Here is a 17,866-nt window from a genome sequence, read left to right on the forward strand (position 1 = left end):
ATGGAGTTTTACAAGGCGGTGGCGGCCGACGACATGGCCACCCAGCACCGGCTGCTCAAGGAGTTCTTCATGCCGTATCTGGCCATCCGCAACCGGGTGGAGGGCTATGGCGTGTCCATCATCAAGGCGGGTGCGCGCATCGTGGGCCATGACGGCGGGCCGGTGCGGGCGCCGCTGACGGACCTCAAGCCCCATGAGGTGGAAGAGCTGGCTGCGCTGATCAAGAAGCTTGGGCCGCAGTAAGCCTCGCCTTTTTCCCCTAATCAACCCCCGCCCAAGGCCCCGCAGAGGGCCATCGACCATCCCTTTTGGAGACACATCCATGTTCCTTGCCAAGAAACTCCTGTTCATCGCCAGCGCTTGCAGCGTGGCCTTTGCCGCATCAGCGCAGTCAGCCGCCCCCAGCAACTGGCCCGACAAGCCTGTGACCATCGTTGTTCCATTCCCTGCCGGTGGCTCCACCGACATGGTGGCCCGCGCCATGGCACAGCAGATGGGAGACAAGCTGGGGCAGAACTTTGTGGTGGACAACCGTCCTGGCGCCACTGGCACGCTGGGTGCTGGCGCGGTCAAGCGCGCCGCGCCGGATGGGTACACACTGCTGGTGTCGTCACTCGGTGCCTTTGTCGTGGCGCCGCACCTGCTCAAGAGCGTGCCTTATGACGCGCTCAAGGACTTCGACTACATCACCGTGCCCGTGCAGGCGCCCAACGTGCTGGTGGCCTCGCCGGGCCAGAAGGCCCGCACGGTGAAGGAGGTCATCGCCCAGCTGAAGGCCAACCCCGGCAAGGTGAGCTTCGCGACCTCTGGCAACGGTTCCTCTGACCACCTTTCAGCCGAAGTGTTCTGGCAGCAAACCGGCACCGAAGGCCTGCACATCCCTTACAAGGGTGGCGCCCCGGCCATCAACGACCTTTTGGGTGGGCAGGTGGACTTTTCGTTCCAGAACGTGAATGCCGTGCTGCAGCACATCCGCGCAGGCAAGCTGCATGCGATCGCAGTGACCGGCGACAAACGCAGCCCTGTGCTGCCCGATGTGCCCACCTTGGCCGAGGCGGGTGTGGCTGGTGCCGAGGTGTACTCCTGGCAAGGCATGGCGGCGCCCAAGGGGTTGCCCGCCTCCGTCAAACAAAAGCTGGCAGACGCCGCCATCGCGGCGATCAATGACCCTGCAGTGAAAAAGCGCATGCTGGATCTGGGCCTGGAGATTGTGGCCAGCACGCCCGAGGCCTTCACCGCCTACCAGGCGCGCGAGTTTGCACGCTGGAAGACAGTGATTGAGACGCGAAAAATCACTGCTGATTGAGTTTCTCCACGGGGCATTGGCGTGCCCCATCCCGTTTCCCGAACACCATGACCAACTCTTCCATCCCCTCCGCCACCAGCACCCCTGTCATCACCGAACTGCGCGTCGTGCCCGTGGCGGGCCATGACAGCATGCTCATGAACCTGAGCGGCGCGCACGGCCCCTTCTTTACGCGCAACCTGCTCATCCTGCGCGACAGTGCAGGCAACACCGGGGTGGGTGAGGTGCCCGGCGGCGAGAAGATCCGCCAGACCATCGAGGATGCGCGCCCGCTGATTGTGGGCAGCCCCATCGGCCACCACAACGCCGTGCTCAACGCCATGCGCGCCCAGTTCGCCGACCGCGATGCGGGCGGGCGCGGCCTGCAGACCTTTGACCTGCGCGTCACCATCCATGCCGTGACGGCGGTGGAGTCTGCTTTCCTCGACCTGCTGGGCCAGCATCTCGGGGTGCCCGTGGCCGCGCTGCTGGGCGACGGCGTGCAGCGAACATCGGTGCAAATGCTGGGCTACCTGTTCTACGTGGGCGACCGCGGAAAGACCGACTTGGCCTATCGCACCGAGCCCGGTGCAGACAACGACTGGTTTCGCTTGCGCAACGAGAAGGCCATGACGGCCGAGGGCATCGTGCGCCTGGCCGAGGCCGCGTATGAGCGCTATGGCTTTGCGGACTTCAAGCTCAAGGGCGGTGTGTTGCGTGGGGACGAAGAGGTCGAGGCCATCCGCGCGCTGCACGAGCGTTTTCCCGAAGCGCGGGTGACGCTGGACCCGAATGGCGGCTGGCTGCTGAAAGACGCCATCCGCCTCACGCGCGACCTGCATGGCGTGATGGCTTACGCCGAAGACCCCTGTGGCGCCGAAGGCGTGTTCTCGGGCCGCGAGGTGATGGCCCAGTTCCGCCGCGCTACGGGGCTCCCCACGGCCACCAACATGGTGGCCACCGACTGGCGCGAAATGGCGCACAGCCTGGCGCTGCAGTCCGTCGATATTCCGCTGGCCGACCCGCACTTCTGGACGATGGCGGGATCGGTGCGCGTGGCGCAGATGTGCCAGGCCTTCGGCCTGACCTGGGGCTCGCACTCGAACAACCACTTCGATGTGTCGCTGGCGATGTTCACGCACGTGGGCGCCGCCGCTCCGGGCCGCGTCACGGCCATCGACACACACTGGATCTGGCAGGACGGCGAGCGTTTGACAAAGCAGCCGTTCCAGATCCGAAACGGCTTCATCGAGTTGCCCAAGGAGCCTGGCCTGGGTGTGGAGTTGGACATGGACCAAGTGGAGCGGGCTCACCGCCTGTACCTGCAGCATGGCCTGGGCGCGCGCGACGACGCGATTGCCATGCAGTACCTGATCCCAGGCTGGAAGTTCAACAACAAGTCGCCGTGCATGGTGCGCTGAGCGCGCGCCGTTGGTTGTCCCCCTCGTTTCTCAGAGGTTCCGCAGCAGGGCATCCGTACATGGGCGGGTGCCCCCTGGTTCTTTTTGAGGGGCATCCCCGGCGCTGCACTCCCGCTCAGGCGGCAGGGTCGCCCAGGATCTCCAGCGCCTCTTTCGCGATCGCCAACGACAACTGCTCCTGCAGGATGCCGGCTTTGAGCACCAGGTGCTGCAGACGGCGTTCTCGGCTCGGCTCCTTGCCAATGAAGTCGCGCTGCTCGATGCGCTGGTAAACATCCAGCTTTGCCTGGTGCATGGCTTGGCGCCTGGCAATTTCCTGCGCCAGCCCGGCGGGGCCAATGGCTGCTTCGGCGCGCAGGCGCACCATGAGCTCGTCGCGCAGAGGCGTGGGGTCCTGTTGCTCCGCGATCCAGCGGCGCAGCTCTTTACGGCCTGCGGGCAGCAGGCGGAACTGGCGCTTGCGGCCGCGGCCCGTCTCGGCCGGCAAGGCCTCGATCCAGAGCGCTTCCTCCAGCCGCGCCAGCTCGCGGTAGATCTGCTGGTGCGTGGCATGCCAGAAGTAGCCGATGGACTTGTCGAAGCGCTCGGCAAGCTCGGAGCCCGAGCAGGGGTGCTCGACCAAGGCGGTGAGGAGGGCGTGGGGCAGGGACATCGGAAGAAGAAAGGCGAAAGGCGCGAAGGACGATTCGGAACTTGCCATCTTGCCTGAATCGGGAGTGCTTTCCATTTTTTATGCAACCGGTTGCATAAACGTGGGATGCTGGCTACATTTGTGCAACTGGTTGCATAAACACAAAGGAGACCCCCGATGAACGCCGTCATGAAACCTGCCTCTGCCGCTCTGTCGGCAGGTCACAGCCCCTACCCACACCTTCTTGCACCGTTGGACCTGGGCTTCACCACGCTGGAGAACCGCGTGCTCATGGGATCCATGCATGTGGGGCTGGAGGAGGTGGCTAACGGCTTCGAGCGCATGGCGGCCTTTTATGCCGAGCGGGCGCGCGGTGAAGTGGGACTCATCGTGACCGGCGGCATCGCGCCCAACGAGCGCGGTCGGCCCATGCAGGGCGGGGCTATGCTGGTCAACGAGCACGAGGCCGAGCAGCACCGCAAGGTGACCCAGGCTGTGCATGCCGAGGGCGGCAAGATCGCGATGCAGATACTGCACTTCGGCCGCTATGCCTACCACCGCGACCTGGTGGCGCCCAGCGCCCTGCGCGCGCCCATCAACCCCCATGTGCCGCATGCACTCACGGCCGACGAGGTCGAGCAGACCATCGAAGACTTCGTGCGCTGCGCCGCGCTGGCCCAGCACGCGGGCTATGACGGTGTGGAGGTGATGGGCTCCGAGGGTTACCTGATCAACGAGTTCATCGCCGCGCGCAGCAACCAGCGCAACGACGAATGGGGCGGCAGCTATGCCAACCGGATGCGATTCCCCGTGGAGATCGTGCGGCGCACGCGCGAGCGCGTGGGGCCGAACTTCATCATCATCTACCGCCTGTCCATGCTCGACCTCGTGGAGGGCGGCTCCACCCTGGCCGAGGTGATCGAACTGGCCCAGGCCATCGAAGCGGCGGGCGCTACCATCCTGAACACCGGCATCGGCTGGCACGAGGCGCGCATCCCTACCATCGCCACCAAGGTGCCGCGCGCGGCCTATGCCTGGGTGACAAAGCAGGTGATGGGGCGAGTGGGCATACCGCTGATCACCTCCAACCGCATCAACACGCCCGAGGTGGCCGAGCGTCTGCTGGCCGAGGGTTGTGCCGACATGGTCTCCATGGCGCGGCCGCTGCTGGCCGATCCCGACTTCGTACGCAAGGCGCGCCAGGGCCGGGCCGATGAGATCAACACCTGCATCGCCTGCAACCAGGCCTGCCTGGACCACACCTTTGGCGGCAAGATCACGAGCTGCCTGGTCAACCCGCGCGCCTGCCACGAGACCGAACTGGTCATTGCCCCCACCGCCGCCAAAAAGCGCATCGCCGTGGTCGGCGCCGGCCCGGCCGGCCTGAGCTTTGCCGTCACCGCCGCGCAGCGCGGCCATGCGGTGGTGCTGTTCGACGCGGCGGCCGAGATCGGCGGCCAGCTCAACATCGCCAAGCAGGTGCCTGGCAAGGAAGAGTTCTACGAAACCCTGCGCTACTACTGCCGCCAGCTGGAGCTGCATGGCGTGGAGGTGCGTCTGAATGCCCGCGTGCAGGCGAGTGACTTGGCGGGCCAGGGCTACGACGAGGTGGTGGTGGCCACGGGCATACAACCGCGCATACCCGACATCGAAGGCATTACCCACCCCAAGGTGCTGAGCTACCTCGATGTGCTGCGCGACAAGCAGCCCGTGGGCCGGCGCGTGGCCATCATCGGCGCGGGCGGCATCGGTTTCGATGTGGGCGAGTACCTCACGCACGAAGGCGAGAGCGGCGCCCTGGCGCCCGCCAAATTCAATGACGAGTGGGGCATCGACACCGCCTACGAGCAGGCCGGTGGCTTACGTGCCGCGCAGGTGCAGGCGCCCAAGCGCCAGGTGCACCTGCTGCAGCGCAAGACCAGCAAGGTGGGCGACCAACTGGGCAAGACCACAGGCTGGATCCACCGCACCTCATTGAAGGCGCGCAACGTCGGCATGAGTTCGGGCGTGGCCTACGACCGTGTGGACGACGCGGGCCTGCACGTCACGATCGATGGCAGTGCACCCCAGGTGCTGGAGGTTGACCACATTGTGATCTGCGCTGGTCAGGAGCCGCTGCGCGCGCTGTACGACGCGCTGGTGGCCGCAGGCCAGAGCGCTCACCTCATCGGCGGTGCCGACGTGGCCGCCGAGCTCGACGCCAAGCGCGCCATCCTGCAGGGCACAACGCTCGCTGCCCACATCTGATTTCCTTCAATCCACTCACAGGAGACATTCCGTGACCGAAGCCCCGAAGAACATTCACCCCGCCGTCGCCCGATCGCTCGACACCTGGCACCACATGGTGGCCAGCCGCGACCTCTCAAACCTGCTGTCCATCGTGCACCCCGACGCGGTGTTCCGCTCGCCCATGGCGAACACGGCCTACACCTCGGCCCCGGCGTTGATGCTGGCTCTGTCCACCGTGATCCAGGTGTTCGAAGACTTCACCTACCACCGCCAACTGGCCACCGATGACGGCCTGAACATCGTGCTGGAGTTCAGCGCCCGTGTGGGCGACAAGCAGCTCAAGGGCATCGACCTCGTGCGCTTCAACGAGCAGGGTCAGATCACAGAGTTCGAAGTCATGGTGCGTCCCCTGAGCGGCCTGCAGGCCCTGGGTACGGAAATGGGCGCGCGCCTAGGGGATAAGTTGCCCGCCTTCAAGGCCAAGGCCTGAAAGGCAAAGAAGGACCGCACCTGGCTGGTGCGGTCCTCCTGCATGGCTTTCTGGTGAATGCCGTATTCTGTGAACGCGGTGTGGTAGCAAGCTAGAGTTTGTCCTCGGCGCGGCGGCGCGGAAGTTGCCGCTTGACGGAGGGGCGTTGCAAGCGCTGTTTGGGGTCCACGCCATCGGGCAGATCCGTGGCGCGCTGCAGTTGCAGGTGGGCCACTAGCCCTCCGGTGCTGGAGTTGGCCAGGGCAAAAATCCCTCCCATGCGCTGCACCGTCTTGTCCACGATGGACAAGCCGAGGCCCGCACCCGCAGCCGCCGTACGCGCCGAGTCGCCCCGGAAGAACGGCTTGGTCAGGTTGGACAGCTGCTCGGGGGGAACCCCCGCGCCATGGTCGCGCAGCTTGACCAGTACCCAGCGCTCGCGGCTTTTGGCGACGATGTCCACGCTGGTGATGCCTGTTTCCTCGGTTTTTCCATAGCGTCGGGCGTTTTCCAGCAGGTTGGATATCACGCGGGCCAGCTCCACTTCATCGGCCAGCACGTTCAGGTCCTCGGGCACGTTCATGGTGATCTGCAGTTCCCGGTGGTCCTGCACGGCATACACACAGGACGAAACCACCGCATGCAGATTGATGGGGGTGAGTGTGACGTGGTCGGGCCGAGCGTAGTCGAGGAACTTGTCGATGGTGGCGTCGAGCTGCACGATGTCGGCCACCATGTGCTCGCGGGCCACCTCGTCGGTCACGCTCATCTCGGTTTCCAGCCGCAGGCGCGCCAGTGGCGTACGCAGGTCGTGCGAGATACCGGCCAGCATCACCGCACGGTCTTGCTCCAGCTTGGCGAGTTTCTGGGCCATGCGGTTGAAGCCGATGTTCACCTCGCGGATTTCGCTGGTCACCACTTCTTCGTCCAGGTGGCTGGCAGCAAAGTCTCCGTCCTTGACCCGATTGGCCGCATATGACAGTTGCTTGAGCGGGCGATTGATCAGGCGCGCAATGGCAGCGGCACCCGCCAGCGAGAGTGCGGCGGCCGTGATCAGCCATATCAGCCAGGTGCGACCACCGGCCGGGCTGAAGCGCGAGCGGTCCATCAGCAACCAGTTGGGGTCGCCGTTGATGTTGAAACCCACCCACAGGCCGTTTTCCCCATTCACGCTCTGGGCCACGATGGTGTCGGGCCCCAGGCGCATGGTCAGCTCGTCGGTCAGCCGGTTGCCCAGGGCGGTCGGGTCCAGCAGCGCATACTTGTCCTTGGGCTCGCGAGGCAGGATGCGCACGCCCTCCTGGTCGGCCATGGTCTTGATAAGGGACACGCGTGCGATGGCGTCGGAGTGCACCAGTGCAGCACGGCTCAGGTTGACAAGCGACGCAATCTGCTGGGCAGTCTGCAGTGTGCGCGGCTCGAATTCAAGCGCGCGCAAGGTCTGCAGCCATGCCAGGATGCTGCCCACCAGCAGCAGCGCCAGCAGGAAAAAAGTGCGCCAGAACAGGTTGAGGCCCACACGTGCGCGCTGCTCCCGCGCCCGGCGGATAGCCTCCAGGGGCGCGGGGCTGGTGGCCTCCGAGGCCGTCACCGATTTGTGAGACGACTGCCTGGGCTTGCCCTCGGTCTTGTACATGGGCAGATCAATCAGCTCGTGCCGTCCGGCACGAACACGTAGCCCACGCCCCACACAGTCTGGATATAGCGCGGCGCTGCGGCATCCACTTCCACCAGTTTGCGCAGGCGCGAGACCTGCACGTCCAGGCTCCGGTCAAAGGGCTCGAACTCGCGGCCACGGGCCAGCAAGGCCAGTTTTTCGCGCGACAGGGGCTGGCGCGGGTGGCGCACCAGGGCCTTGAGCATGGCGAACTCGCCGGTGGTCAGGGGCAGTTCCTCGCCGTTGCGTTGCAAGGCGCGCGTGCCCAGGTCAAAGGTGAAGGGGCCGAAGGTCACGACCTCGTTGTCACCCGATGGGGCCCCGGGTGCTTCCTGGGCGGGGCGGCGGCGCAGCACGGCGTGGATGCGCGCCAGCAGCTCGCGGGGGTTGAAAGGCTTGCCCAGGTAGTCGTCGGCGCCCACTTCCAAGCCCACGATGCGGTCCACGTCCTCGCCCTTGGCGGTGAGCATGATGATGGGCGTGCGGTCGTTGGCGGCCCGCAGGCGGCGGCAAATCGAGAGGCCATCTTCCCCGGGCATCATCAGGTCCAGCACGATGATGTCCACCGTTTCGCGCAGCAGCAGGCGGTTCAGTGCCTTGCCGTCTTCGGCGACCATGACTTCAAAGCCCTCTTGCGTGAGGTAGCGGCGCAGCAGATCGCGGATTCGCGCGTCATCGTCCACCACCAGAACTTTGTCGGTGCGATTGGTTGTTGTGGCCATGTTGATCCCAAGTCCAATTTGTAACAGAGCCGATTCTGACCACTTGGAACGCCGAAGTTCGGTTTTTGGGGGCTGGTTTGACCAACTGTTACAAGTTTTGCCCGACTTCTCACACTCGCTACCGCCGTTTCACGGGGCGGTGCTTTGCAGCGGGTAAGGTGGCGGCCTGCGCAATCGGATCATCTGTTGCGCGCTCTTTCGAAAAGGCCATCACCATGAAAATCACGACCCGTTTGGTCACCGCTGCAGCTTTGCTGGCCTGTTTTGGCGCGGCCATGGCGCAGACAGCCACCCCCCAGGAGCCACGCAACGTGGTGCAGCTGTCGGCCTCTGGCACGGTCGAAGCGCAGCAGGACCTGCTGGTGCTCACTCTCTCAGCCGTCAAAGACGGCCCGGATGCCGCAACCGTGCAGGCCCAGCTCAAGCAGGCGCTCGATGCAGCCCTGACTGAAGCCAAGCGCACTGCGCAGCCGGGGCAGCTTGATGTGCGCACCGGTCCCTTTGGTCTGTACCCCCGCTATGCCAAGGACGGCAAGATCAATGGCTGGCAGGGCCGGGCAGAGCTGGTGCTGGAGGGGCGTGACTTTGCGCGCATCACTGCGGCGGCGGGCAAGATCCCATCCATGCCCATCAGCCAGGTCGCTTTTGCACTCTCGCGCGAGGCCCGTGCCAAGGTTGAAACCGAGGCGCAGACCCTGGCCATCGATCAGTTCAAGGCGCGTGCGGCCGAGTTGGCCAAGGGCTTTGGTTTTGCCAACTACAGCCTGCGCGAAGTGGCGGTAAACAGCAACGAGATGTCGCCCGGTCCCCGTCCGCGCATGATGGCGATGGAGGCCAAGACCTCGTCATTCTCTGATGCGGCGGTGCCCTTGGAGGCGGGCAAGGCGCAGGTGGTGGTGACTGTTTCCGGCTCCGTACAAATGCGCTGAGGCTGGCGGCCTTCGATCGCCTGCGACGTCGGTGGAACAGGCCATGCGCCGCGTGGCCTGGAATTCTCAGCTTTGTCGTGTGGTTGCATGCCGCCAGCAGGCCGTGCTCAAAGGGCCTGCCCGCCCGACACCTCAATCCGTTGTGCCGTCACCCAGCGGTTGGCGGGTGCCAGCAGGCCCGCCACCATGGGGCCAATGTCATCGGGCAGGCCCACGCGGCCCAGGGCTGTCATCTGGGCCAGATGCTGGTTGAGTTCGGGGTTGTCGCGCACCACGCCGCCGCCGAAATCGGTTTCGATGGCTCCTGGCGCCACTGTGTTGACGGTGATGCTGCGCGCGCCGAGCTCTTTGGCCAGGTAGCGCGTCAGCACCTCCACGGCCCCCTTGGCTGCCGCGTAGGCCGCATAGCCCGGGAGCGACAGGCGGGTGAGACCAGTCGAAAAATTCACGATGCGTCCCCCATTCGCAATCAGCGGCAGCAGCGCCTGTGTGAGAAAGAACACCCCTTTGAAGTGCACGTTGACGAGGTGATCGAACTGCGCCTCGCTTGTAGTGGCAAACGCCGCGTAGTCCCCGTGGCCAGCATTGTTTACAAGGTGATCAAGATCAGTGCGTTGCCAGGTTGTCTGCAGCGCAGTGCGCAGGTGTTCGGTAAATGTGCTGAAGGTGGCAATATGGCCGGTATCGAGTTGCAACGCCACGGCCCGGCGGCCCAGGGCCTGGATTTCGGCCACGGCAGCCTGCGCTTCCTCGGCCTGGCTGCGGTAGGTGATGACCACATCACCACCGCCCCTGGCGATGCTCAGCGCGGTGTTGCGGCCCAGGCCCCGGCTGCCGCCAGTGACCAGCGAGATGGTGGGATTGTGCAAGGTGGTGTTTGGTGTCATGGTGAACTCCTGTGTGTGATGTCATCCAGTGTCCCGTTCCATGGCCCGTGTTGGTTGCCGAAATCGCTCCGGTTCTTGCCTGATTCTCCAAATTCAGTGCTGGGATGTCTGCAAACCGGTACGCTTGCGGCATGACGACTCCCTTGTTCGAGGCGGTGAGCCGCTATGCCGAAGCCCACGCCCGCCAGGGCAGCGTGGTGCAGACCCCCATCCCCGGATTGAGCACGGTGCGTGCTACCGAGCCCAGCGGGTTGTTGCATGCGATTGCGCAGCCCCTTGTCTGCCTGGTTCTACAAGGCAGCAAACAGGTAGCGATGGGGGCACAAACCTTTGAGTTCTCAGCGGGCGAGTCTTTGCTGATTACGGCCGATGTGCCTACAGTGAGCCAGATCACCCGTGCCAATGCTGCAGCGCCGTATCTCTCGATTGCGCTGGAGCTGAGCCTGCCGGTAATTGCCGACTTGTCGGCCCAGATGGGGGTTGTGCCCCGGGGCGACCATGTCCCTGTGCACGTGGATCCCACCGATGCGGAAGTGGCCGATGTAGCTCTGCGTCTCATGCGGCTTCTGGAGCGGCCCGAGGCCGTCCCGTTGCTGCATGCGTCCCTGGTACGCGAGTTGCACTACTGGTTGTTGGCGGGGCGGCATGGTGCTGCCATCCGCCGCCTGGGCTGGCCCGGAAGCCACGCCCAGCGGGTGGCGCGCGCCGTTGCCGTGCTGCGTGCCGATTTTGCGCAGCCCCTGCCGGTGGAGAGCTTGGCGGCGCTGGCAGGCATGAGTCCCTCATCTTTTCATCAGCATTTCCGGGCAGTCACTTCGCTGTCGCCGCTGCAGTTTCAGAAGCAGCTGCGTTTGATCGAGGCCCGGCGGTTGATGTTGTCGGAGGGGGCCAGTGCCAGCAGCGCGGCCTTCGCCGTAGGCTATGAGAGCGTGCCCCAGTTCACGCGCGAATACGGTCGGCTGTTCGGTTTGCCGCCGGTCCGCGACACGCAAGTAGCAAGAGACAGGACACGGGCGGTGGGGTGAGCAACCCTCATGGATGTTTTCCGGGCCAATGCACCTATTTGCTGTAGTCGATCAACCCCCATACGATCACAGTGAGCTGGAGCAGGTTGATCAGGATAGCGATGGTGTGGGTTCTGCGGAACCCTGGGATGGCATCCATGTAGTTGGACTGGATCTGCTCCCCGAGCGCATCCATCTTCGGGATGATCCTGCTGCGCAGCACAACGGCGATTCCGGCCAGCGCGGCCGCACCGCAGGCAATGCCAGGGTGGCCTGCCAGCGCAAAACTGATCGCCGTGGCGGAGGCCGTCACAAAGGCGCAGAGATAGTAGACATGGAAGAACCCGCGCACAAAGCGTGCGTCCAGCGGCGTATCGTGCTTGAGCACCAGCAGCGGGATGGAGCCCATGATGAAGTACGCCGTGGTCACGAGCAGCGCCACGGTGAAGAACATGGCAGCAATCATTGCGGCAGACATCGCGATTTCCTCCCATGGTGGGATGTCGTCCAGGGGCTCGCGAGCAAGAGGCAATGCGCCCCAACGGTTTCCTGCAGGACAACACCATTCTAGGGAAGCCACCTCGGCCATGGTCTGGTGGAATGCGAGACCCGCAGGTGGCGGTAGGTGGGGCCCGCAGGGCAGGAGGGGCCCCGGGGCCGTGGGCCGAGCGTCGCGAGGATGGCTTACTGCGCCGCCCAGCCGCCGTCCATGTTCCAGGCCACGCCGCGCACGTTGTTGGCCGCGGGGGAGCAAAAGAACACGGCCAGCTCACCCAGTTCTTCGGGCGTGGTGAACTGCATCGAAGGCTCTTTCTCGCCCAGCAGCAGTTTCTTGGCATCCTCGTTCGACAGGCCATGCTCGGCGGCCTTGGCATCGACCTGTTTTTGCACCAGGGGTGTGAGCACCCAGCCGGGGCAGATCGCGTTGCAGGTTACGCCCGTGGTGGCGTTCTCCAGCGCTGTGACCTTGGTCAGGCCTACGACGCCATGTTTGGCGGCCACATAGGCCGCCTTCTGGGCGGAGCCCACCAAGCCATGCACCGATGCCACATTGATGATGCGGCCCCAGTTGGCGCTTTTCATGGCGGGCAGCGCCAGACGCGAGGTGTGGAAGGCGCTGGAGAGGTTGATGGCAATCACGGAGTCCCAGCGCTCAACGGAAAAGTCTTCCACATTGGCCACATGCTGGATGCCCGCGTTGTTCACCAGGATGTCCACGCGCCCGAACTGTGCGGCACTGGACTTCATCATGTCCTCGATGTCGGCCACCCGGCTCATGTCGGCGCCGTGGTAGGCCACTTGCACTTCCGCCGCAGCGCCTGCGGCCAGGACTTCGGCACGGGGGCCGTCCACGTCGCCAAAACCATTGAGCACGATGTTCGCACCCTGGCGGGCCAGGGCCTTGGCGATTCCGAGGCCAATGCCACTGGTGGAGCCGGTGACGAGGGCGGTTTTGCCTTTCAGCATGAGAGTCTCTCCGAATGAATTACGATGCCACGCAAGGGAAAGTCGGCAACCATGGCATGCGCCATACGTTCCGAATTCCGCATGCATTATCGAGCGCCGACCCCGGATTTCGCACCCATGAATGAACCTACGCTGAACTACGTACTGTGCCCGGGCCCTGCGGCCCCGCCAGTCGCCCCGGACCGTGCGCCTGCTCCGGCGCAGCAACACCGCATGGCCTACTGGGAGTGGAATGCCACGGGCAATCCGGCACATCCGCATGTGGTGGTCTGCGTGCATGGCCTCTCACGCCAAGGGCGCGACTTCGACACTTTGGCGCGTGTGTTGAGTGCGCATGCGCGGGTGGTCTGCCCCGACGTGGTGGGGCGCGGCCAGAGCGACTGGCTGGCCGACCCCATGGGCTACCAGATTCCGCAGTACGCGGCTGACATGCTGGTTTTGCTGGCGCAGTTGCAGCAGCAGGGGCCCATCACCACGCTGGACTGGGTGGGCACCAGCATGGGCGGGCTGATTGGCATGGGCATTGCAGGCCAGCCAGGGTTGCCTTTGCCGGTGCGCAGGTTGGTGCTCAACGATGTGGGGCCGGTCATCCAGTGGGAGGCCTTGCAGCGCATCGGCCAGTACCTGGGGCAACTGGCGCGGTTTGCTTCGCTGCAGCAGGCCGCCGATGCCATGTGGGCCATTTCCACCAGCTTTGGCCCGCACACGCCAGCCCAGTGGCTGGAGCTGTCGCGGGCCATGGTGCGCACGTTGCCTGCGTCGGATGGGGGCGGCATCACGCTGCATTACGACCCCGCCATTGCTGTGCCGTTCAAGACCCTCACTCCGGAGTCCGCCGTTGCGGGCGAGGCTGCGCTGTGGCAGTTGTACGACCATATCCAGGCTCGCACGCTGCTGTTGCGCGGCGCGCAGTCGGATCTGCTCACGCGCGCGACGGCGCAGGCGATGGCGGAGCGCGGCCCGAGGGCGCACGTGGTCGAGTTTGAGGGGGTGGGGCATGCACCCACCCTGGTGGCGGCCGATCAGGTCGCGGCCGTCACGGAGTTCCTGCTGGCGGCAGAAGGTGTTGTGGCCGGATGAAAACCAACCCTCCCGCACTCGCGTCCCTTCCCCTTCAAACCGACACCGTTCCGCAGCTTATTGCCGCCACCGCGCACACGCTGCCCGAGCAGGTGAACGCGCTGGTGCGTGCGCGCGCTTTTGCCGAGCCTTTGATGGCGGGCGAGACGCTCGACTCGGGCGAGAACACGCTGGCCCACGCGGATGCCGTGGCCGCCATCCTCAAGGGGATCGGCGGCTCGGAGGCCATGCAGGCCGCCAGCTATCTTGTCTATGCGTGCGTGCACCTCAACAAGCCGGAAGAGGTGATCGCCAAGGCCTTTGGTGACAACTTTGCGGCGTTGGCGGTAGAAACCACCAAGCTCATGCGCGTGCAGCAGCAGGCCCGAGCCGCCGAGCACCTGGATGACCCGGCGGTGCAGACCGAGAACGTGCGCAAGATGCTGCTTGCCTTCTCGCGCGACCTGCGCGTGGTGATGCTTCGACTGGCTTCACGCTTGCAGACGCTGCGCTTTCATGCGGCCAGCAAACGCCCCGTGTCCCCCAGCCTGGCCCGCGAGTCGCTGCAGGTGTTTGCGCCGCTGGCCAACCGCCTGGGCATCTGGCAGGTGAAGTGGGAGTTGGAAGACCTGTCCTTTCGCTTCCTGGAGCCCGACACTTACAAAGAGGTGGCCCGCCTGCTCGACGAAAAGCGGGGCGAGCGCGAGGTGTACATGGAGCAACTGCGCGCGCGGCTTGAGTCCGACCTGCGTGCACGCAGCATCAGCGCCAGCGTGCAAGGGCGCCCCAAGCACATTTACAGCATCGTCAAGAAGATGCGCGGTAAATCGCTCAACTTCGACCAGGTGTTCGACATTCGTGCGCTGCGCGTGGTGGTGCCCACGGTCAAGGACTGCTATGCCGCCCTGAGCTGGGTGCATGAGCAGTTCAAACCCATCGTGGAAGAGTTTGACGACTACATCGCAAAGCCCAAGCCCAACGGCTACCAGTCGTTGCACACCATCGTGCGCGACGACAACGGCAAGCCCATCGAGATCCAGATCCGCACCCAGGCCATGCACGAACACGCTGAACACGGCGTGGCGGCGCACTGGGCCTACAAGGAGGCCGGATCCAAGGGCTATGCCGGTGTGTCCGCCACTGGCGAATATGACGCCAAGATTGCGGTGTTGCGCCAACTGCTGGCATGGGAGCGGGATCTGGCGGGCGCTCTGCCCAACCGGGGCCTGTTTGAGGACCGCATCTATGTACTGACGCCCGATGCAGCCGTGGTCGAGCTACCGCAGGGGGCCACGCCTGTGGACTTTGCCTATGCCGTGCACACCAGCCTGGGCCACCGGTGCCGGGGCGCCAAGGTCGATGGCGCCATGGTGCCGTTGAACACGCCACTGCAGAACGGGCAGACGGTGGAAATTTCCACGGTCAAGGAGGGGCGTCCGTCGCGCGACTGGCTCAATGCCGAGCTCGGCTACCTTACCAGCCACCGTGCCAAGGCCAAGGTGCGCGCCTGGTTCAATGCCCAGGCGACCCACGAAACCGTGGCCCGTGGCCGCGAATCGGTCGAGAAACTTTTGCAGCGCGAAGGCAAGACCGCCATGAAGCTCGATGACCTCGCGGTTCAGCTGGGCTTCAAATCGGCCGACGCCTTGTTCGAGGTCGTGGGCAAGGACGAGTTCTCGCTGCGCAACATCGAAACGGTGCTGCGTCCGCCCGAACCCGTGCTGCAGCCTGACGACTTTCTGCTGCTCAAGAAGACACGCACCAACGAAGCAGCCCCCAAGGGCGGTGTGCTGGTGGTGGGCATCGATTCGCTCATGACACAGCTGGCCAAATGCTGCAAACCCGCGCCGCCCGATGCCATCCGTGGTTTTGTCACGCGCGGCAAAGGGGTGAGTGTGCACCGCGCCGATTGCAGCAATTTTCGTGAAATGGCCGCCCGCAGTGCCGAGCGTGTGATCGATGTGGAGTGGGGGGCGCCCAAGCAGGCGGCCATTGCCGCTGTGTACCCGGTGGATGTGGCCGTGGAAGCTGCCGATCGGCAGGGCCTGCTGCGCGACATTTCGGAGGTCTTTGCCCGAGAGAAAACCAATGTGATTGGCGTGCAGACCCAGTCGGTCAAAGGCACCGCCTGGATGACGTTCACGGTGGAGGTGGCTGACTCGGGGCGCCTGAACAAGGTGCTGGGGATTGTGGCCAGCGTACAGGGCGTGCGATCTGCACGCCGGCGATGAGGTGGGTCGCCTGGGGCAGGAGGGCTTCAGGTGGCGGTCATGTTGCCGATTGATATGATTTGTTTGCCGGGCTTTTCAGGACAAGCAATTTTTATGGCTATAATCGTGGTCTAAACAACGACAGGCGCGTAGCTCAGCTGGTTAGAGCACCACCTTGACATGGTGGGGGTCGTTGGTTCGAGTCCAATCGCGCCTACCAAGTTTTTCTGAAAGAAACCAGCTTTCAGTGTTTTCGAAAACTTGGGAAAAAACAAAGCCGCCATTTTTGGCGGCTTTTTTGTTTGTCAGCCCGTTTTCTGGCGTTGCAATCGATTTGCCTTGCCGATGGTGATGAGCGGCAGGCAACAACGCCCAAGTCCCTCCTTTCTCCCATTCTTTCTTTTACGGCGGTTTATGCGGCGATCGCCGGCGTTACGTCCTGACAGATCTGTTGCGTCTCTTGCCCAGTGTGTGTCTTAAGCGGCTCATAAGATCTCTCTGCCACGCTCGCTGCGTTGACGACCTCCCTCCCTCTTGCTTCAAGGTAAGAGTTCAGCCCGCCCCGTGCGGGCTTTTTTTTGCCCCGATGGCATCGGCCGCAAAGCGCTCAAGCAGGGGCGGTCATGCTGACGGTCCATGGTGCCGCCATGCCGTGCGAATTTGGGGTGTCACGATTGCGACATGTGATGCCGACGCCCCATCAGGGTATTCCTTTGCCGCTGCGGTGATGCACTCTCCCTAGAATGTGCTGCACTGCAATACATGGGTTTCGAGCCCGAGGAGTTCGTCGTGTCCGAACAGAAAAGTGCCGCGTCCAAGTCGGCCCAGCGCGTCATCAAGAAATACCCCAACCGCCGTCTGTACGACACAGACACCTCCACTTACATCACTTTGGCCGAAGTGCGCCAACTGGTCATGGACCACCAGCAGGTGGTGGTCCGCGATGCCAAGACGGGGGAAGATCTGACACGCAGCATCCTGCTGCAGATCATTCTGGAAGAAGAGGCCGGCGGTGCCCCCATGTTCACCGAGGCGGTGCTGGCCAACATCATTCGTTTCTACGGCCATGCCATGCAAGGCTTCATGGGGGCGTATCTGGAAAAGAACGTGCAGGCCTTCACTGATGTGCAGACCAAGCTGGCCGAACAATCGCAGAGCGTGACGCCCGAGATGTGGGCGCAGTTCATGAACCTGCAATCGCCCATGCTCAAGGGCATGATGGGCAACTACGTGGAGCAGTCGCAGTCCATGCTCACCCAGATGCAGGAGCAGATGCAGAAGCAGACCGAGCAGATGCTGGGTGCTTTTGGTTTGAAGCGGTAAGCCCGCCCTGAGTCATCGCTCGGGGCGCTCTGGGGCTGCCCTGGTGGCCTGGCAACGTTGAGTCCACCGTGTGGCGCGGACCTTGTGCCAAGCCGGTCCCCACTGCTGCAAATGCCGCTCCCGCCGCACTGGAGGGGCTCCCTCACCGCCCAGGCGCCGGAACTGGGACAATACGGGGCTATGAGCGAAGCACTCTCCCCCACGAAAACACCCAAAGTCGGATTCGTCAGCCTGGGCTGCCCCAAGGCGCTGACCGATTCCGAACTCATCCTCACGCAACTGAGCGCCGAGGGCTACGAAACCTCCAAGACCTTCCATGGCGCGGATCTGGTCATTGTCAACACCTGCGGCTTTATTGACGATGCGGTCAAGGAAAGCCTGGACACCATTGGCGAGGCGCTGGCCGAAAACGGCAAGGTGATCGTCACCGGCTGCCTGGGCGCGCGCGCGGGCGAAGGCGGCGGCAACCTGGTGCGCGAGATGCACCCCAGCGTGCTGGCGGTGACCGGGCCACACGCCACACAGGAGGTGATGGACGCTGTCCACCTGAACCTGCCCAAGCCCCACGATCCC

Annotated in this window: 15 protein-coding genes, 1 tRNA gene and 2 pseudogenes; 12 read left to right on the top strand and 6 right to left on the bottom strand. The window is 64.2% G+C overall.

Annotated elements, in window-relative coordinates; genetic code table 11:
- The 3 genes and pseudogenes from AC07Z7_RS22175 to gudD form a co-directional block, all read left to right on the top strand.
- Positions 1 to 243, top strand: a pseudogene (locus tag AC07Z7_RS22175) (5-dehydro-4-deoxyglucarate dehydratase); the annotation flags it as partial.
- Between the two features lie 79 nt (positions 244 to 322).
- The gene (locus tag AC07Z7_RS22180; protein WP_494767685.1) at positions 323 to 1,306 is read left to right on the top strand and encodes a Bug family tripartite tricarboxylate transporter substrate binding protein; all 984 of its coding nucleotides are present in this window, start codon (positions 323 to 325) and stop codon (positions 1,304 to 1,306) included.
- Positions 1,307 to 1,353: 47 nt separating this feature from the next.
- Entirely contained in the window at positions 1,354 to 2,706 is a 1,353-nt protein-coding gene (gene gudD / locus AC07Z7_RS22185; RefSeq protein ID WP_494767686.1) for a glucarate dehydratase, read from the top strand.
- 115 nt (positions 2,707 to 2,821) lie between these two features.
- Here gudD and AC07Z7_RS22190 read toward each other — a convergent pair whose 3' ends face one another.
- Positions 2,822 to 3,358 (bottom strand): PadR family transcriptional regulator, encoded by a 537-nt coding sequence (locus tag AC07Z7_RS22190; protein WP_494767687.1) that lies wholly within the window; start codon positions 3,356 to 3,358, stop codon positions 2,822 to 2,824.
- A 156-nt stretch (positions 3,359 to 3,514) separates the two neighbouring features.
- Between AC07Z7_RS22190 and AC07Z7_RS22195 the strand changes: the two genes are divergently transcribed.
- Complete coding sequence (locus AC07Z7_RS22195) at positions 3,515 to 5,584, top strand: 2,4-dienoyl-CoA reductase FMN-binding domain-containing protein (protein ID WP_494767688.1); 2,070 nt, start codon at positions 3,515 to 3,517, stop codon at positions 5,582 to 5,584.
- Between the two features lie 31 nt (positions 5,585 to 5,615).
- On the top strand, positions 5,616 to 6,056 hold the full coding sequence (locus AC07Z7_RS22200) for a nuclear transport factor 2 family protein (protein ID WP_252661781.1): 441 nt from the start codon (positions 5,616 to 5,618) through the stop codon (positions 6,054 to 6,056).
- A gap of 91 nt (positions 6,057 to 6,147) precedes the next feature.
- Here the strand turns inward: AC07Z7_RS22200 and AC07Z7_RS22205 are convergent, their stop codons facing one another.
- Together AC07Z7_RS22205 and ompR are read right to left on the bottom strand one after the other, a co-directional pair.
- Positions 6,148 to 7,671 carry a sensor histidine kinase family protein gene (locus AC07Z7_RS22205; protein ID WP_094287707.1) on the bottom strand — a complete coding sequence of 508 codons (1,524 nt, stop codon included), beginning with the start codon at positions 7,669 to 7,671 and terminating at the stop codon, positions 6,148 to 6,150.
- Positions 7,672 to 7,682: 11 nt separating this feature from the next.
- The gene (ompR, locus tag AC07Z7_RS22210; protein ID WP_010460834.1) at positions 7,683 to 8,414 is read right to left on the bottom strand and encodes an osmolarity response regulator transcription factor OmpR; all 732 of its coding nucleotides are present in this window, start codon (positions 8,412 to 8,414) and stop codon (positions 7,683 to 7,685) included.
- 215 nt (positions 8,415 to 8,629) lie between these two features.
- On the opposite strand from ompR, the gene AC07Z7_RS22215 reads away from it, so the two are divergent.
- A complete protein-coding gene (locus tag AC07Z7_RS22215; RefSeq protein ID WP_494767689.1) occupies positions 8,630 to 9,343 on the top strand; it encodes an SIMPL domain-containing protein in 714 nt (237 codons plus the stop codon).
- 107 nt (positions 9,344 to 9,450) lie between these two features.
- Here AC07Z7_RS22215 and AC07Z7_RS22220 read toward each other — a convergent pair whose 3' ends face one another.
- Positions 9,451 to 10,230: an SDR family oxidoreductase gene (locus AC07Z7_RS22220; RefSeq protein WP_494767690.1), complete on the bottom strand. Its 780-nt coding sequence runs from the start codon at positions 10,228 to 10,230 to the stop codon at positions 9,451 to 9,453.
- 131 nt (positions 10,231 to 10,361) lie between these two features.
- Here AC07Z7_RS22220 and AC07Z7_RS22225 point away from each other — a divergent pair, with 131 nt between their 5' ends.
- Positions 10,362 to 11,255 carry an AraC family transcriptional regulator gene (locus AC07Z7_RS22225; RefSeq protein WP_494767691.1) on the top strand — a complete coding sequence of 298 codons (894 nt, stop codon included), beginning with the start codon at positions 10,362 to 10,364 and terminating at the stop codon, positions 11,253 to 11,255.
- Between the two features lie 34 nt (positions 11,256 to 11,289).
- On the opposite strand, the gene AC07Z7_RS22230 is transcribed toward AC07Z7_RS22225, so the two are convergent.
- Both AC07Z7_RS22230 and AC07Z7_RS22235 read right to left on the bottom strand, forming a co-directional pair.
- Complete coding sequence (locus tag AC07Z7_RS22230) at positions 11,290 to 11,688, bottom strand: hypothetical protein (RefSeq protein ID WP_494767692.1); 399 nt, start codon at positions 11,686 to 11,688, stop codon at positions 11,290 to 11,292.
- A 230-nt stretch (positions 11,689 to 11,918) separates the two neighbouring features.
- Positions 11,919 to 12,701 (bottom strand): 3-hydroxybutyrate dehydrogenase, encoded by a 783-nt coding sequence (locus tag AC07Z7_RS22235; protein ID WP_494767693.1) that lies wholly within the window; start codon positions 12,699 to 12,701, stop codon positions 11,919 to 11,921.
- Positions 12,702 to 12,818: 117 nt separating this feature from the next.
- On the opposite strand from AC07Z7_RS22235, the gene AC07Z7_RS22240 reads away from it, so the two are divergent.
- The 5 genes and pseudogenes from AC07Z7_RS22240 to rimO all read left to right on the top strand — a co-directional run.
- Positions 12,819 to 13,781, top strand: coding sequence for an alpha/beta fold hydrolase (locus AC07Z7_RS22240; RefSeq protein ID WP_494767694.1), 963 nt, complete (start codon positions 12,819 to 12,821; stop codon positions 13,779 to 13,781).
- A complete protein-coding gene (locus AC07Z7_RS22245; RefSeq protein ID WP_494767695.1) occupies positions 13,778 to 15,991 on the top strand; it encodes a RelA/SpoT family protein in 2,214 nt (737 codons plus the stop codon). Before AC07Z7_RS22240 ends, AC07Z7_RS22245 begins: the two co-directional genes overlap by 4 nt.
- 122 nt (positions 15,992 to 16,113) lie before the next feature.
- A tRNA-Val gene (locus AC07Z7_RS22250) sits at positions 16,114 to 16,190 on the top strand.
- 542 nt (positions 16,191 to 16,732) lie between these two features.
- On the top strand, positions 16,733 to 17,293 hold the full coding sequence (gene phaR / locus AC07Z7_RS22255; protein ID WP_063459464.1) for a polyhydroxyalkanoate synthesis repressor PhaR: 561 nt from the start codon (positions 16,733 to 16,735) through the stop codon (positions 17,291 to 17,293).
- A gap of 180 nt (positions 17,294 to 17,473) precedes the next feature.
- Positions 17,474 to 17,866: pseudogene (gene rimO, locus AC07Z7_RS22260) on the top strand (30S ribosomal protein S12 methylthiotransferase RimO); the annotation flags it as partial.

The sequence above is a fragment of the Acidovorax sp. GW101-11A03 genome, from assembly GCF_059424825.1.

Excerpts from the sequence above, each read along its gene's own strand:
- AC07Z7_RS22190 (WP_494767687.1), bottom strand. The coding sequence starts at position 3,358 with ATGTCCCTGCCCCACGCCCTCCTCACCGCCTTGGTCGAGCACCCCTGC.
- AC07Z7_RS22205 (WP_094287707.1), bottom strand. The coding sequence starts at position 7,671 with ATGTACAAGACCGAGGGCAAGCCCAGGCAGTCGTCTCACAAATCGGTG.
- AC07Z7_RS22220 (WP_494767690.1), bottom strand. The coding sequence starts at position 10,230 with ATGACACCAAACACCACCTTGCACAATCCCACCATCTCGCTGGTCACT.
- AC07Z7_RS22180 (WP_494767685.1), top strand. The coding sequence starts at position 323 with ATGTTCCTTGCCAAGAAACTCCTGTTCATCGCCAGCGCTTGCAGCGTG.
- AC07Z7_RS22215 (WP_494767689.1), top strand. The coding sequence starts at position 8,630 with ATGAAAATCACGACCCGTTTGGTCACCGCTGCAGCTTTGCTGGCCTGT.
- gudD (WP_494767686.1), top strand. The coding sequence starts at position 1,354 with ATGACCAACTCTTCCATCCCCTCCGCCACCAGCACCCCTGTCATCACC.
- AC07Z7_RS22235 (WP_494767693.1), bottom strand. The coding sequence starts at position 12,701 with ATGCTGAAAGGCAAAACCGCCCTCGTCACCGGCTCCACCAGTGGCATT.
- AC07Z7_RS22240 (WP_494767694.1), top strand. The coding sequence starts at position 12,819 with ATGAATGAACCTACGCTGAACTACGTACTGTGCCCGGGCCCTGCGGCC.
- AC07Z7_RS22195 (WP_494767688.1), top strand. The coding sequence starts at position 3,515 with ATGAACGCCGTCATGAAACCTGCCTCTGCCGCTCTGTCGGCAGGTCAC.
- ompR (WP_010460834.1), bottom strand. The coding sequence starts at position 8,414 with ATGGCCACAACAACCAATCGCACCGACAAAGTTCTGGTGGTGGACGAT.
- AC07Z7_RS22245 (WP_494767695.1), top strand. The coding sequence starts at position 13,778 with ATGAAAACCAACCCTCCCGCACTCGCGTCCCTTCCCCTTCAAACCGAC.
- AC07Z7_RS22225 (WP_494767691.1), top strand. The coding sequence starts at position 10,362 with ATGACGACTCCCTTGTTCGAGGCGGTGAGCCGCTATGCCGAAGCCCAC.
- AC07Z7_RS22230 (WP_494767692.1), bottom strand. The coding sequence starts at position 11,688 with ATGTTCTTCACCGTGGCGCTGCTCGTGACCACGGCGTACTTCATCATG.
- phaR (WP_063459464.1), top strand. The coding sequence starts at position 16,733 with ATGGGTTTCGAGCCCGAGGAGTTCGTCGTGTCCGAACAGAAAAGTGCC.